The following is a 15303-nucleotide window of genomic DNA, read 5'->3' as shown; positions in this document are numbered from 1 at the left end:
AGTATGGGGTGTTCATTTATGATGCACTTCTTATCACGGACTGATGTACCCAATAAAGAGATGTTGGCGTGTCCAGCACGCAATGTGTTAATGATGTAGCCGTGATAAAGAGGTAGCACCTTGTTTAAAGCGTTTGTTTTGTTTTTCGCCCTCTGGGTACCTGTCACTCAGGCAGACTCCGGTTGGCAACCCGTTCAGGAAACTATTCGTAAAAGCGAAAAAGATACCCGTCAATATCAGGCTATTCGTCTTGATAACGGCATGACCGTACTGCTGGTTTCCGATCCGCAGGCGGTGAAGTCCCTCTCGGCATTAGTGGTGCCGGTTGGATCGCTGGAAGATCCTGACGCGCATCCTGGGCTTGCACACTATCTGGAACATATGACGCTGATGGGGTCAAAAAAATACCCGCAGCCGGATAGCCTGTCCGAATTTTTGAAAATGCATGGCGGCAGCCACAATGCCAGTACGGCACCGTACCGCACGGCCTTTTATCTTGAAGTCGAAAATGATGCGCTGGAAGGCGCGGTCGATCGCCTTGCTGATTCCATCGCCGCCCCCCTGCTGGATAAAAAATATGCCGACCGTGAACGCAATGCCGTCAATGCTGAGTTGACCCTTGCCCGCACGCGAGACGGTATGCGCATGGCCCAGGTCAGCGCCGAAACCATCAACCCTGCGCACCCGGGTTCGCGCTTCTCCGGCGGTAACCTTGAGACGTTAAGTGACAAACCGAACAGCCCGGTGCTTGATGCCCTGCACGCGTTTCGCGATAAATACTACTCCGCCAACCTGATGAAAGCGGTCATCTACAGCAATAAACCGTTGCCAGAACTGGCAGGCATGGCGGCTAAAACGTTTGGCCGGGTGCCGAATAAAAATATCGACCTGCCGCAGATAGACGTACCGGTGGTCACGGATGCGCAAAAGGGCATCGTGATCCACTACGTGCCTGCGCTGCCGCGCAAAGTGCTGCGCGTGGAATTCCGCATCGATAACAACACCGCACAGTTTCGCAGTAAAACCGATGAGCTGGTGACCTATCTGATAGGTAACCGTAGCCCGGGTACGCTTTCTGACTGGCTGCAAAAACAGGGGCTGGTGGAAGGTATTCGCGCCGACTCCGATCCGGTTGTGAACGGCAATAGCGGCGTGCTGGCGATCTCCGCCACCCTGACCGACAAGGGCCTGGCAAACCGTGACGAAGTGGTGGCGGCGATCTTCAGCTACCTCTCTTTACTGCGTGAGAAAGGCGTCAATAAGCGCTACTTTGATGAGCTCGCCCACGTGCTGGATCTCGATTTCCGTTACCCGTCCATTACCCGCGATATGGATTACGTTGAGTGGCTGGCGGATACCATGATCCGCGTGCCGGTGGAACACACCCTCGATGCGGTCAATATTGCCGACCGCTATGATGCCGATGCGGTAAAAGCCCGCCTGGCGATGATGACGCCGGAGAATGCCCGCATCTGGTACATCAGCCCGAACGAACCGCATAACAAGACGGCGTATTTTGTCGATGCTCCTTATCAGGTGGACAAAATCAGCGCGCAGACCTTCGCCGACTGGCAGAAGAAGGCCGGGGAGATTGCGTTGAAGCTGCCGGAGCTGAACCCCTATATTCCGGATGACTTCTCGCTGACCAAAACGACTAAAGATTACCCGCACCCGGCGCTCATCGTTGATGAACCGACGCTGCGCGTGGTTTACACCCCCAGCCGCTACTTCGCAAGCGAGCCAAAGGCCGATGTCAGCGTGGTGCTGCGTAACCCGAAAGCGATGAACAGCGCCAAAAATCAGGTGATGTTCGCGCTCAATGACTATCTCGCCGGGATTGCGCTCGATCAGCTCAGCAACCAGGCGGCCGTGGGCGGGATCAGCTTCTCCACCAACGCCAACAACGGTTTGATGCTCAATGCAAACGGCTATACCCAGCGTTTGCCTCAGCTGTTCCAGGCACTGCTGGAGGGCTATTTCAGCTATACGCCGACGGAAGAGCAGCTTGAACAGGCTAAATCGTGGTATGCGCAGATGATGGATTCTGCGGAGAAGGGCAAAGCTTACGATATGGCGCTTATGCCGGCGCAAATGCTGTCGCAAGTTCCTTATTTCCAGCGAGAGGATCGCCGCGCGCTGTTGCCTTCGATCACCTTAAAAGACGTGCTGGCTTACCGTGATGCGCTGAAAACCAACACGCGTCCGGAGTTCCTGATCGTCGGCAACATGAGTGAGGATCAGGCCAAAACCCTGGCAGAGAATGTACGCACTCAGCTCGGTTCGAAAGGCGACGAGTGGTGCCGCAACCAGGACGTGCTGGTTGAGAAAAAACAGAATGTGATTTTTGAAAAGGCGGGTAACAGCACGGATTCCGCGCTGGCCGCGGTATTTGTGCCAACGGGCTATGATGAATTCGCCAGCTCGGCGCAGAGTGCCGTACTGGGGCAAATTATTCAGCCGTGGTTTTATAACCAGTTACGCACAGAGGAGCAGCTTGGCTACGCGGTGTTTGCCTTCTCCATGAACGTAGGCCGACAGTGGGGGCTGGGTTTCCTGCTGCAAAGCAGCGATAAACAGCCGGCGTATCTCTGGAAGCGTTACCAGGCCTTCTTCCCACAGGTGGAAGCAAAACTGCGCGCCATGAAGCCGGAAGAGTTTGCGCAAATCCAGCAGGCCGTCATCGCACAGGTGATGCAGCCGCCGCAGACGCTGGGTGAAGAAGCCTCGCAGCTGAGCAAAGATTTCGATCGCGGTAATCTGAAATTTGATTCGCGTGATAAAGTAGTGGCCGAGATAAAACAGCTGACGCCGCAGAAGGTTGCCGACTTCTTCCATCAGGCGGTCATTAAGCCGCAGGGAATCACCATCCTGTCTCAGGTTTCCGGTAGCCAGAACGGGAAAACGGAGTACGTGAACCCGAAAGGCTGGAAAGTCTGGAAGAGCGTCAGCGCGCTGCAGCAATCGATGCCCTGGAGTAAGAAAGAATGACCGATACCGCTGAGTCCCTTGATCCCTTACGTTTACCTCTGCAGGGTGAACGATTGATTGAAGCCTCAGCGGGAACGGGAAAAACCTTCACCATTGCCGCTCTGTACCTGCGTCTGCTGCTGGGGCTTGGCGGCAACGCCGCTTTTCCACGCCCTTTGAGTGTGGAGGAGCTGCTGGTGGTGACCTTCACCGAGGCTGCCACCGCTGAGCTGCGGGGCCGTATTCGCAGCAATATCCACGAGCTGCGCATCGCCTGTCTGCGTCAGAGCACGGATAACCCTCTCTACGCGAGCCTTCTGGAAGAGATTGCCGATAAGCAACAGGCAGCCCAGTGGCTGCTCCTCGCTGAACGGCAGATGGATGAAGCGTCCGTCTTCACCATTCACGGTTTTTGCCAGCGTATGCTGAGCCTGAATGCGTTTGAATCCGGAATGCTGTTTGAACAGCAGCTCATTGAAGATGAATCCGTGCTTCGCTATCAGGCCTGCGCGGATTTCTGGCGTCGCCACTGCTACCCGTTACAGCGCGATATTGCCGAAGCGGTACATGCGTTGTGGAAGGGCCCGGAGGCGCTGCTGCGCGCTATCGATCGTTATCTGCAGGGTGAAGCGCCGGTCATCAAATCCCCGCCGCCTGCGGATGAAACCCTGGCCTCACGCCATGAAAAAATCATCGCGAGAATTGCCGATATCAAGCAAAAATGGATTGAGTCCGTTGGCGAGATTGACGCAATCATCGAAAATTCCGGGATTGATCGACGCAAGTTTAACCGCGGCAATCAGGGGAAATGGATCGACAAGATCAGCGCCTGGGCGCAGGAAGAGACGCGAGGCTACCAGCTCCCGGATGCGCTGGAGAAATTCTCCCAACGTTTCCTGGCTGAGCGGACCAAAGCCGACGGCATTGTGCCTGAGCATCCTCTGTTTGTGGCGATTGAAACCCTGCTGGCTGAGCCCTTAACGCTCAACGATCTGATGATTACCCGCGCCATGACGGAAATTCGCGACGCCGTCGCGCGTGAGAAACGCCGCCGGGGTGAACTGGGGTTTGACGATATGCTGAGCCGCCTCGATGCGGCGCTGTGCAGTGAAAATGGCGAAGCGCTTGCCGCCGCGATCCGCACACGGTTCCCGGTGGCGATGATTGACGAATTTCAGGATACCGACCCTCAGCAATACCGCATTTTCCGCCGTATCTGGCGCCAGCAGCCCGGCACCGCTCTGTTGTTAATCGGCGATCCGAAACAGGCCATTTATGCCTTCCGCGGTGCGGATATTTTCACCTACATGAAAGCCCGTAGCGAAGTTGACGCGCACTACACGCTTGATACTAACTGGCGCTCCTCTCCCGGCATGGTGGAAAGCGTCAACGCGCTCTTCAGCCGCATGGATACGGCGTTTATGTTCCGGGAGATCCCGTTTCAGCCGGTAAAGTTCGCCGAGAAAAATGCCTCGTTGCGCTTCGAGTTCAACGGCGAGACGCAGCCTGCCATGAACTTCTGGCTACTGGACGGGGAAGGCTGCGGCGTTGCCGACTATCAAAATGCCATGGCCCAGCACAGTGCCGCACAAATCCGCGACTGGCTCAGTGCGGGCGCGCACGGTAAAGCGCTGCTGTGGAAGGGGGATAAACCAACCCCGGTAAAGGCATCCGATATCACGGTGCTGGTGCGCAGCCGTCAGGAGGCCGCGCTCATCCGCGACGCTCTGACGTTACTGAATATTCCCTCCGTCTATCTCTCGAACCGCGATAGCGTCTTTGAAACGCTGGAAGCGCAGGAGATGCTATGGCTGCTGCAGGCCGTGCTGGCTCCGGAGCGGGAAAGCACGCTGCGTAGCGCATTAGCGAGCGCGATGCTCGGGCTGAACGCGCGGGATATTGATGCGCTGAACAATGACGAAGCCGCGTGGGATTCTGTCGTAGAAGAGTTTGTTCGCTACCGCGAAAAATGGCAGAAGCGTGGAGTCATGGCGATGGTGCGCGAGCTCATGGCGCAGCGCCACATTGCGGAGAATATGCTGGCGACAGCAGGCGGCGAGCGCCGTTTGACCGATATTTTACATATCAGCGAACTGCTGCAGGAAGCCGGTACGCAGCTGGAGAGCGAACACGCTCTGGTACGCTGGCTGGCGCAGCAGATTGCCGATCCGAACAGTAATTCGTCCAGCCAGCAGATGCGACTAGAGAGTGATAAACATCTGGTGCAGATCGTCACCATTCACAAGTCGAAAGGCCTGGAATATCCGCTGGTCTGGCTGCCGTTTATCGCCAATTATCGCGTGCAGGATCAGGCCTTTTACCACGATCGCGAGTCTTTTGAGGCGGTGCTCGATCTCAGCAACGCGGAGTCCAGCGTTGAGCTGGCCGAAGCCGAGCGTCTGGCGGAAGACCTGCGCCTGCTTTACGTGGCGCTGACCCGTTCGGTCTGGCACTGCAGCCTGGGCGTTGCGCCTCTGTTCCGTCGCCGTGGCGAAAAGAGCGGGGAGAGTGATTTTCATCTGAGCGCGCTGGGGCGGCTTATTCAGCACGGCGAACCCAAAGACGCGGCGGGCCTGCGCCAGTGCATCGAATCGCTTTGCACGGAGCATGTTGCCCTGCATATTCCGTCGCAGCCCGACAACAGCCGCTGGCAGATGCCGGAGCTGCGTGAGTCAGCGCTCCATGCCCGCCAGGTTGTACGTACCATTGCCGACGACTGGCGCGTCACCAGCTACTCCGGTTTACAGCAGCACGGGCAGAGTATTGCGCAGGATCTGATGCCAAAACTGGACGTGGACGCCGCAGGAGCCGGTAGCGTACCCGCTGAGCCGGTGCTCACGCCGCACCAGTTCCCGCGCGGCGCCTCGCCGGGCACGTTTTTGCACAGCCTGTTTGAAGAGCTGGATTTTACCCAGCCGGTTTCCGAAGAGTGGGTGCTGAAAATGTTACAGAGTGGCGGCTACGACGCGCAGTGGCAGCCGGTTCTCACCGACTGGATCCGCGCGGTACTGCACGCGCCGCTCACGACGCAGGGGATCTCGCTGAACCAGTTGACTGCCAAAGATAAGCAGGTGGAGATGGAGTTTTATCTCCCCATCGCCAGCCCGCTCAGGGCCGAGGCGCTTGATGCGCTGATCCGCGAGTACGATCCGTTATCCGCCGGGTGCCCGCCGCTGAACTTCCGCCAGGTGCAGGGGATGCTCAAAGGCTTTATCGACCTGGTTTTCCGCCACGAAGGGCGCTACTACCTGCTGGATTACAAATCGAACTGGCTGGGTGAAAGCAGCGAAGCCTACACCCAGGACGCGATGGCATCGGCAATGCAAATGCATCGCTACGATCTGCAGTACCAGCTTTACACCCTTGCGCTGCACCGTTACCTGCGCCATCGCATGGCCGATTACCGCTACGAAGATCATTTTGGCGGCGTCATTTACCTGTTCCTGCGCGGAGTGGATGCTAACGACCCGCGTTCCGGCGTCTTTTGCACGCGTCCGGCTGCGGAACTGATTGAAAAAATGGATAACCTGTTTGCTGCAAGCACGGAGGAGGTAGCATGACGATGCAGGCGCTACTGCTGGACGCGGTTGAACAACGGTTACTGCGTCACCTGGATGTGCAGTTCGCCATGATGGTGGCAGGCGAGGAGCCTGCCGTCATGCTGGCCGCGGCCATTCTGAGTAAAGACGCGGGGGAAGGCCACGTATGTCTGCCGCTGTCGCGTCTGGCTGTGGATGAGAAAATGCCTCCGGCTTTACAGGCGTGTTTCGCGCAGCTGGGTGACGAAGTGGACTGGCAGGAGATATTACTCGGCTCGCCTGCCGTAAGCGGAGCCGATACCGGGACGCCGATGATCCTTGTCGGCGAGCGTTTGTATCTTAACCGGCTGTGGCGTAACGAACTGACGGTAGCGCGCTTCTTCAGCGAGACCAACGCCCCGCTTCCCTGCGATGAAGCGCAGCTCCGGCAAACGCTGGATACGCTGTTTACCTCTGACGACGCGACAGACTGGCAAAAAGTGGCGGCAGCCGTGGCCTTAACGCGACGGATCTCGGTGATTTCTGGCGGCCCGGGCACCGGGAAAACGACCACTGTGGCGAAACTGCTTGCCGCGCTGATTCAGCTATCGGGTGAGAAAAAGTGCCGTATTCGCCTGGCCGCCCCCACCGGTAAAGCGGCGGCACGTCTGACGGAGTCGTTAGGCGGCGCGCTGCAAAAACTGCCGCTAACCGGGGAGCAGCTTGCGCTTTTCCCCAATGAGGCGAGCACGCTGCACCGTTTGCTTGGCGCACAGCCGGGTAGCCAGCGTCTGCGCTATCATGCCGGTAACCCACTGCATCTTGACGTGCTGGTCGTGGATGAAGCGTCGATGATTGACCTGACGATGATGTCGCGTTTGATCGATGCGCTACCGCCGCACGCGCGCGTCATTTTCCTCGGCGATCGCGATCAGCTTGCCTCCGTAGAGGCGGGAGCCGTATTGGGGGATATCTGCACCTATGCCAGCCTGGGATATACCGCGGAACGCGCGCAGGAGCTGGCCCGTCTCACCGGATGTTCGCTCACGTCTGAAAACCATTCGCTTGCAGGGGCGCTGCGCGACAGCCTGTGTCTGCTGCAAAAAAGCTACCGTTTCGGCAGCGACTCCGGCATCGGCCAGCTTGCGGCGGCGGTGAACCGGGGCGACCGGCGCACCACCACAGCGGTATTTGACGGTACCTTTACGGATATTGAGAAAAAATCGCTGCAAAGTGGGGAAGAGTATCAGGCGATGCTGGACGACGCCCTGCAGGGGTATCAGCACTTTCTGACGGGCGTACAACAGCAAAGTACGCCGGAGCAGGTCATTGCCGCGTTTGGCGAATACCAGCTGCTCTGTGCGCTGAGGGAAGGCCCCTTTGGCGTCCGGGGTCTGAACGACAGGCTGGAACAGCTGCTGGCGCAAAAACGCAAAATTAACCGTACCCAGCACTCGCGCTGGTATGAAGGGCGACCGGTGATGATCTCCCGCAACGACAGCGCGCTGGGATTGTTTAACGGGGATATCGGGATTGCGCTCGATTGTGGTCAGGGCCTGCGCGTCTGGTTCCAGATGCCGGACGGGAGCGTGAAGTCCTTCCAGCCCAGTCGTTTGCCCGAGCATGAAACCGCCTGGGCGATGACGGTGCATAAATCCCAGGGCTCCGAGTTTAACCATGCGGCGCTGATCCTGCCCACGCAGCTTTCACCCGTCGTTACCCGCGAGCTGATCTATACCGCCATTACGCGCGCGCGTCAGCGTCTTTCGCTCTATACCGATGAGCGGGTGCTGGTGCAGGCGATCGCCACCCGAACGGAACGCCGAAGCGGGCTGGGCGCGATATTTGAGTCCCTCTGAACCGGGCAAGACCTATAAGCCGGGTACGCGCAGCGCGTCCCGGCAAGCGTTGTATTATCCCAGGTCAGCCATCAGCACCTTTGAACGACGCTGATAGTTGTACATCTCTTTCTTCGTTTCCGGCAGAGAATCGATATCCACCGGCGTGAATCCGCGCTCCTGGAACCAGTGAATGCTGCGCGTCGTCAGGACAAACAGCTTGCTCAGCCCCATCTGGCGCGCCTGTGCCGCCACGCGTTCAAGCAGCATTTCGCCGCGTGAAGAGCTACGGTAATCAGGATGCACCGCCACGCAGGCCATTTCACCGATCTTCTCTTCCGGGAACGGATAGAGCGCGGCGCAGGCAATGGTCAGGTTATCGCGCTGAATAATGGTGAATTTGTCGATCTCCATCTCCAGCTGTTCGCGTGAGCGACGTACCAGAATGCCCTGCTGTTCCAGCGGGCGGATCAGCTCCAGAATGCCGCCGATGTCATTGATGGTGGCGCGGCGGATCTGCTCCGCACTCTCCATCACAATCTGCGTACCAATACCGTCGCGGGAGAACAGTTCCTGCAGCAGGGCCCCGTCTTCCTGATAGCTAATCAGGTGGCTGCGGCGCACGCCGCTGCGGCAGGCCTTCACGGCGCCACGCAGGAAGCGGACGGTGCCGGAGTGGTAATCGCCTTCGGCTTCCAGCGCTTCCACGCGGGCCTGGGCTTCATTCGGGAAGAGTTCCGGTACGATTGTTCCTTCACCGTCCACGACGCCCTGGGAGGAGCAGAACCCAATCATTTTTTCCGCCTTCAGCTTGATCGCCAGCTGCGTGGCGATCTCTTCGGACGTCAGGTTAAAGCTTTCGCCGGTCACGGAAACGGCGACCGGGCCCATCAGCACGATGGCACCGCTGTCCAGCTGGCGGTGAATAGCTTCTTCATCAATACGACGGATACGGCCGCTGTGGCAGTAATCCACGCCATCGTCCACGCCGAGCGGCTGGGCAATGATAAAGTTGCCGCTCACGACGTTGATATGCGCGCCCTGCAGCGGCGTATTGTTCAGGCTCATGGAGAGACGCGCGGTAATATCCAGCTGCAGCAGACCCGCCGCCTGTTTCACCAGCTCCAGGGTTTTGGCATCGGTGACGCGGGTATGTTTATGGTAAATCGGCTCGTGGTGGTGAGCGGCCAGGTTGGCGTCGATCTGCGGACGCGCGCCATACACCACGACCAGGCGGATCCCGAGGCTGTGCAGCAGGCCAATATCATTGACGATGCTGGAAAAATTTTCATGCTCAATGGCTTCGCCGCCAAGCATGATGACAAACGTTTTTCCCCGATGGGCGTTGATATAGGGAACAGAATGGCGGAATCCCTGGACCAGTTCGGTTCTACGTTCCTTCACCATGGCACAACCCTTAATGAATGTTTATTCGTAATTTCTGTATTTTTATTCGATTGTGGCCGCGTGTGCAAGCGCAAATTTTCCGCGACCCACAGAAATTGGTAAGTAATCCGTGCGTTAGCGTATGATTGTTTACCCTTTTATAGATGACAGTTTATGCGTCATTCGTTAAAGTTTTCGGTCAATTTGGACATTTTGTATATCAGTCAGTGTTCTTGCTCGGGAGAAGCATGTCGGGATCCAATTCAGCAATAAGCCGCCGCCGTTTGTTAAAAGGGGCCGGGGCAATGTGGTTGCTTAGCGTCAGTCAGGTCGGTCTTGCCGCCACGAGTCAGGTGGTAGCGGTGCGCGTCTGGCCGTCGTCGACCTATACGCGCGTGACGGTTGAATCCAATCGCGTGCTGAAATATAAGCAATTTGCCCTCAGCAACCCGGAACGCGTGGTGGTGGATCTCGAAGGCGTTAACCTCAACTCCGTGCTGAAAGGGATGGCGGCGCAGATCCGCGGCGACGATCCGTTTATTAAATCGGCTCGCGTCGGGCAGTTTGATCCGCAAACCGTGCGCATGGTGTTTGAGCTTAAACAGAACGTTAAGCCGCAGCTGTTCGCCCTGGCGCCCGTCGCGACCTTTAAAGAGCGTCTGGTGATGGATCTCTACCCGGCCAATGCGACGGACATTCAGGATCCGCTGCTTGCGCTGCTGGAGGATTACAACAAGGGCGACTTGCAGCGTCAGGTGCCGCCTGCGCAAAGTGGCCCGCAGCCCGGAAAAGCAGGCCGGGATCGTCCGATTGTGATCATGCTCGATCCCGGCCACGGCGGCGAAGACTCCGGCGCCGTGGGGAAATACCGCACGCGTGAAAAAGACGTGGTGCTGCAAATTGCCCGCCGCCTGAAGGCATTGATTGATAAAGAAGGCAATATGCGCGCCTATATGACGCGCAATGAAGATATCTTTATTCCGCTGAAGGTCCGCGTGGCGAAAGCGCAGAAGCAGCGCGCCGATTTGTTCGTGTCGATCCATGCGGATGCCTTTACCAGCCGCCAGCCAAGCGGCTCGTCGGTGTTCGCGCTCTCAACCAAAGGCGCGACCAGTACCGCAGCAAGATTCCTGGCAGACAGCCAGAACGCCTCTGACCTGATTGGTGGCGTGAGCAAAAGCGGCGACCGCTACGTCGACCACACTATGTTCGATATGGTGCAGTCGCTGACCATTAACGACAGCCTGAAGTTTGGTAAAGCGGTGCTGGGCAAGCTGGGGAACATCAATAAGCTGCATAAAAACAGCGTTGAACAGGCCGGGTTTGCGGTACTCAAGGCACCGGATATCCCGTCCATCCTGGTCGAAACCGCGTTTATCAGTAACGTTGAAGAGGAGCGCAAGCTCAAGACGGCAAAATTCCAGCAGGAGGTTGCGGAGTCGATTCTGGCGGGGATACGGGCGTATTTCTCTGACGGGGCGACGCTGGCGCGACGCGGATAACGCTTTCAGCCGGGTAAACGCCCGGCAAATTCACAAACGACAGATACAAAAAAACACCCTTGAGGGTGTTTATTGTTTTAGAAGTGTTGGTTGCGGGGGCCGGATTTGAACCGACGACCTTCGGGTTATGAGCCCGACGAGCTACCAGGCTGCTCCACCCCGCGTCCGTGGATGCGCACTATACTCGGATAGGTTTGTGATGCAACCCCTTTTTCACATAAATCATGATTTTGTATGCAAATTGAACGACATGGCTCTGTTCGGACTATTTTTTGCGCAAAATTTGCCAAAGGGCATGCGATCGCATTTCATTAGCCCTGGCGGTTTGTTATCTTCATCACGCGGAAATGGGCAACTTAAAGACGAGATATAATGAAAGGACGTTGGGCGAAGTATCTGATGGCGGGCGCAATGGTAGCGATTCTTGCGGCCTGTTCTTCCAAACCGACCGATCGCGGTCAACAGTATAAAGACGGGAAGTTATCCCAGCCTTTCTCTTTAGTTAATCAGCCTGATGCCGTCGGCGCACCGATTAATGCCGGTGATTTCTCCGAGCAGGTCTACCAGATCCGCAACGCGTCGCCGCGTCTGTATGGCGCCCAGAGTAGCGTGTATAACGCGGTCCAGGACTGGCTTAAAGCAGGCGGCGATACGCGCAACATGCGCCAGTTTGGTATCGACGCCTGGCAGATGGAAGGGGCCGATAACTACGGCAACGTCCAGTTTACCGGTTACTACACCCCGGTTATCCAGGCACGACACTCGCGTCAGGGCGAGTTCCAGTATCCTATCTACCGTATGCCACCAAAACGCGGTCGTCTGCCGTCTCGCGCTGAGATCTACGCCGGTGCGCTGAGCGAAAATTACGTTCTGGCCTACAGCAACTCCCTGATGGATAACTTCATCATGGACGTTCAGGGCAGCGGCTACATTGATTTTGGCGACGGGTCGCCGCTCAACTTCTTCAGCTATTCCGGTAAAAACGGTCACGCCTATCGCAGTATCGGTAAGGTGCTGATCGACCGCGGTGAAGTGAAGAAAGAAGATATGTCGATGCAGGCGATCCGCGAGTGGGGCGAGAAACACAGCGAAGCCGAGGTGCGCGAGCTGCTGGAGCAGAACCCGTCGTTCGTCTTCTTCAAACCGCAAAACTTCGCGCCGGTGAAAGGGGCGAGTGCAGTTCCCCTGATTGGCCGCGCGTCGGTAGCATCGGATCGTTCGATTATTCCTGCAGGCACCACGCTGCTGGCTGAGGTTCCTCTGCTGGACAATAACGGCAAGTTCAACGGTCAGTATGAGCTGCGTCTGATGGTGGCGCTGGACGTTGGCGGGGCAATTAAAGGCCAGCACTTCGACATCTATCAGGGTATTGGCCCTGACGCAGGCCATCGCGCGGGCTGGTATAACCACTACGGACGCGTGTGGGTACTGAAGGCAGCTCCGGGAGCTGGAAACGTATTCAGCGGCTGATTGTGGTATTCTGAGCGCAATACGGATTACTGTTCAGGGTGAGGAAAACCTCACCCTTTTTACATTTGAGGTTTTATGTCTGTGGTAATCAGCGACGCCTGGCGCCAGCGTTTTGGCGGTACGGCACGTTTATATGGTGAAAAAGCCCTGCAGCTGTTTGCGGATGCGCACGTCTGCGTCGTGGGCATTGGTGGTGTGGGGTCGTGGGCGGCAGAAGCGCTGGCGAGAACCGGTATTGGCGCAATCACGCTGATTGACATGGATGACGTTTGCGTCACCAACACCAACCGTCAAATCCACGCCCTGCGCGATAACGTCGGACTGGCGAAGTCTGAGGTCATGGCGGAGCGTATCCGTTTGATCAACCCGGAATGTCGGGTCACGGTGATTGATGATTTTGTGACGGCAGATAACGTCGCGGAGTACATGAGCAAAGGCTACAGCTATGTGATTGACGCCATCGACAGCGTGCGGCCAAAAGCGGCGTTGATCGCTTACTGCCGTCGGTACAAGGTGCCGCTGGTCACGACGGGCGGTGCGGGCGGGCAAATCGATCCGACGCAGATCCAGGTGACCGACCTGGCGAAAACGATCCAGGATCCGCTGGCGGCCAAGCTGCGTGAGCGGCTGAAGAGCGATTTTAACGTGGTGAAGAACAGCAAAGGCAAGCTCGGCGTCGACTGCGTGTTCTCGACCGAAGCGCTGGTCTACCCGCAGGCGGATGGCTCAGTCTGCGCGATGAAAAGCACGGCGGAAGGGCCAAAACGAATGGATTGCGCCTCAGGTTTTGGTGCGGCCACCATGGTGACCGCCTCCTTCGGCTTTGTGGCGGTGTCTCACGCCCTCAAGAAAATGCTGGCGAAGGCGGAACGTCAGGCCTGAGCCTGACGTGCGGCATCCAGTACCGCGTCGCTGAGCGCGATCAACCCCTGACCGCGCGAGGCGCTGAGCTGCGCGCGCAGCCCCAGCTCATCAAATAACGCCAGCGGCGAATGTGCCAGCAATTCCGCCGCGCTTTTCCCTTCCACAGCGGTCAGCAATACGGCCAGCAGGCCCCGGACGATGCGGCCTTCGCTGTCGCCGAAGAAGTGCAGCTTCCCGCCGGAGACGCTCACGCCCAGCCAGACGCGGTTTTCACAGCCTGCAATCTCTTTCGCCTGTGCTTTAAGATCGTCTGAAAGGGCCGGGAGCTGTTTACCCAGCAGGATCAGCTGTCGATATTTATCTTCCCACTGCTGGAGCGGGGCGAAGGTCTGTTTTAAGGTCTCTTCTGTGATGACCGTGCCAAACGGATGTCCGGCTAAAGCAGCGCTAGTCATTAATCCACCAGTATTTCAAGGGCGCGGTCAACGGCGGCAACCAGCGCGTCGACATCGCTTTGGGTATTGTACGGCGCAAACGAGGCGCGCAGCGTACCGTTAACGCCAAGCGCCGCCAGCAGCGGCTGGGCGCAGTGCTGTCCGGCACGCAGGGCAATGCCGTACCCGGCCAGCAGCGTCACCATGTCGCTATGGTGAACGCCCGCGAAATCAAAGGCCATCAGGCTTGAATCCTGAACGCGGAACGAGCGGAAGCCCGGGCGCTTTTTGAGCTCTTCCTCTGCCAGCGTCGCCAGCCCCCGGCTCCAGCTTTCTGCCTGAACGATGTCTGTTTCTGCCAGCCACTCCAGCGCTGCGCTTAAGCCAATCACCCCCGCCACGTTCGGCGTACCGGCCTCCAGGCGATAGGGAACATCCTGAGTTTTGAAGCCATCGAACGACACTTCGGTGATCATTTTGCCGCCACCGAGCCACGGCGTCATTTTTGCCAGCAGTTCTGGCTTGCCGTACAACGCCCCAATACCGGTTGGCCCGTAGAGCTTATGTCCTGAGAAGGCATAGAAATCGATATCAAGCGCCTGCACATCAGCGGGGAAATGCACCACGCCCTGAGCGCCGTCGACCATCACCACCATCCCGCTGGCATGGGCTATGCGAATAGCCTGAGCCAGGTCCGGGCAACCACCCGTGACGTTCGACATCTGTCCGAGCGCCAGAATGCGGCTGCGGGGGGTAATCAGCTCTGGCAGACGGGCAACGTCGGGAAGAAGGTCTGCACCCAGTGGAAGCTTCACCACGCGTGCACCCGTTTGCTCTGCCACCATCAGCCATGGCACCAGGTTGGCGTGATGTTCCGCCTCGCTGACGACGATCTCATCGCCCGGCTGAAGCAGCGGGCGCGCGTAGCACTGGGCCACCATATTGATGGCTTCGGTCGTGCCGCGCGTCCAGACGATGTTTTTCCCGCTTTCGGCATTGATCAGGCGTGCGACCTGATCGCGTGCGGCTTCATAGCGCGCGGTTAATCGCTGCGCTTCGGCAAACTGGCTGCGATGCACGTTCCCGGCGCTCAGGCTGTAGAACTGCTGCGTGGCCTCAATCACCGCCTGTGGCTTAAGGGCGGTGGCGGCGCTATCCAGGTAAATACCGGCATCGGCCAGGGCCGGAAACTGTGCGCGGAACTGCGCAGGACTGAAAGCGTTCATGGGATTCCTCATTTCAATATAGCGATCGTCGCGCAATTTCAGCGGCAGGGCAAGGAGGTTGATATCTATCAGAATTGTCTGCTTATCCTTACGGCCTC

Annotated in this window: 9 protein-coding genes and 1 tRNA gene; 6 read left to right on the top strand and 4 right to left on the bottom strand. The window is 57.8% G+C overall.

Going from position 1 to position 15303, the window contains the following annotated elements; genetic code table 11:
* Window positions 1-120 precede the first annotated feature (120 nt).
* The 3 genes from ptrA to recD are packed head-to-tail and all read left to right on the top strand — an operon-like array spanning window position 121 to window position 8344.
* Window positions 121-2988, top strand: a complete 2868-nt coding sequence (gene ptrA / locus UR289_RS16785) for a pitrilysin (protein ID WP_320710997.1) — start codon at window positions 121-123, stop codon at window positions 2986-2988.
* Window positions 2985-6527, top strand: coding sequence for an exodeoxyribonuclease V subunit beta (gene recB / locus UR289_RS16780; RefSeq protein ID WP_320710995.1), 3543 nt, complete (start codon window positions 2985-2987; stop codon window positions 6525-6527). Before ptrA ends, recB begins: the two co-directional genes overlap by 4 nt.
* A complete protein-coding gene (gene recD, locus UR289_RS16775) occupies window positions 6524-8344 on the top strand; it encodes an exodeoxyribonuclease V subunit alpha (RefSeq protein ID WP_219940191.1) in 1821 nt (606 codons plus the stop codon). The genes recB and recD overlap by 4 nt, the downstream gene beginning before the upstream one ends.
* A gap of 54 nt (window positions 8345-8398) precedes the next feature.
* Here the strand turns inward: recD and argA are convergent, their stop codons facing one another.
* Window positions 8399-9730 carry an amino-acid N-acetyltransferase gene (argA, locus tag UR289_RS16770; protein ID WP_039263334.1) on the bottom strand — a complete coding sequence of 444 codons (1332 nt, stop codon included), beginning with the start codon at window positions 9728-9730 and terminating at the stop codon, window positions 8399-8401.
* Window positions 9731-9957: 227 nt separating this feature from the next.
* Between argA and amiC the strand changes: the two genes are divergently transcribed.
* Entirely contained in the window at window positions 9958-11211 is a 1254-nt protein-coding gene (amiC, locus tag UR289_RS16765) for an N-acetylmuramoyl-L-alanine amidase AmiC (protein ID WP_029740496.1), read from the top strand.
* 87 nt (window positions 11212-11298) lie between these two features.
* Here amiC and UR289_RS16760 read toward each other — a convergent pair.
* Window positions 11299-11375: transfer RNA gene (locus tag UR289_RS16760), tRNA-Met, on the bottom strand.
* Between the two features lie 208 nt (window positions 11376-11583).
* Between UR289_RS16760 and mltA the strand changes: the two genes are divergently transcribed.
* A complete protein-coding gene (gene mltA, locus UR289_RS16755; RefSeq protein WP_033146436.1) occupies window positions 11584-12681 on the top strand; it encodes a murein transglycosylase A in 1098 nt (365 codons plus the stop codon).
* Between the two features lie 75 nt (window positions 12682-12756).
* A complete protein-coding gene (gene tcdA, locus UR289_RS16750; RefSeq protein ID WP_167819062.1) occupies window positions 12757-13563 on the top strand; it encodes a tRNA cyclic N6-threonylcarbamoyladenosine(37) synthase TcdA in 807 nt (268 codons plus the stop codon).
* Here the strand turns inward: tcdA and csdE are convergent.
* Together csdE and csdA are read right to left on the bottom strand one after the other, a co-directional pair.
* The gene (gene csdE / locus UR289_RS16745) at window positions 13554-14000 is read right to left on the bottom strand and encodes a cysteine desulfurase sulfur acceptor subunit CsdE (protein WP_033146434.1); all 447 of its coding nucleotides are present in this window, start codon (window positions 13998-14000) and stop codon (window positions 13554-13556) included. The two genes, tcdA and csdE, sit on opposite strands and share 10 nt — an antisense overlap.
* Window positions 14000-15205 (bottom strand): cysteine desulfurase CsdA, encoded by a 1206-nt coding sequence (gene csdA, locus UR289_RS16740; RefSeq protein WP_167819061.1) that lies wholly within the window; start codon window positions 15203-15205, stop codon window positions 14000-14002. Before csdA ends, csdE begins: the two co-directional genes overlap by 1 nt.
* Window positions 15206-15303 lie beyond the last annotated feature (98 nt).

This window comes from Enterobacter sp. 302C9 (assembly GCF_034106085.1).
GTDB lineage: Bacteria > Pseudomonadota > Gammaproteobacteria > Enterobacterales > Enterobacteriaceae > Enterobacter > Enterobacter asburiae_B.
This window is presented reverse-complemented; position numbering and strand designations above follow the sequence as displayed.

Bases quoted from the DNA above. Each gene is read 5' to 3' on its own strand.
- recB (WP_320710995.1), top strand. From the start codon at position 2,985: ATGACCGATACCGCTGAGTCCCTTGATCCCTTACGTTTACCTCTGCAG.
- recD (WP_219940191.1), top strand. From the start codon at position 6,524: ATGACGATGCAGGCGCTACTGCTGGACGCGGTTGAACAACGGTTACTG.
- argA (WP_039263334.1), bottom strand. From the start codon at position 9,730: ATGGTGAAGGAACGTAGAACCGAACTGGTCCAGGGATTCCGCCATTCT.
- amiC (WP_029740496.1), top strand. From the start codon at position 9,958: ATGTCGGGATCCAATTCAGCAATAAGCCGCCGCCGTTTGTTAAAAGGG.
- mltA (WP_033146436.1), top strand. From the start codon at position 11,584: ATGAAAGGACGTTGGGCGAAGTATCTGATGGCGGGCGCAATGGTAGCG.
- tcdA (WP_167819062.1), top strand. From the start codon at position 12,757: ATGTCTGTGGTAATCAGCGACGCCTGGCGCCAGCGTTTTGGCGGTACG.
- csdE (WP_033146434.1), bottom strand. From the start codon at position 14,000: ATGACTAGCGCTGCTTTAGCCGGACATCCGTTTGGCACGGTCATCACA.
- csdA (WP_167819061.1), bottom strand. From the start codon at position 15,205: ATGAACGCTTTCAGTCCTGCGCAGTTCCGCGCACAGTTTCCGGCCCTG.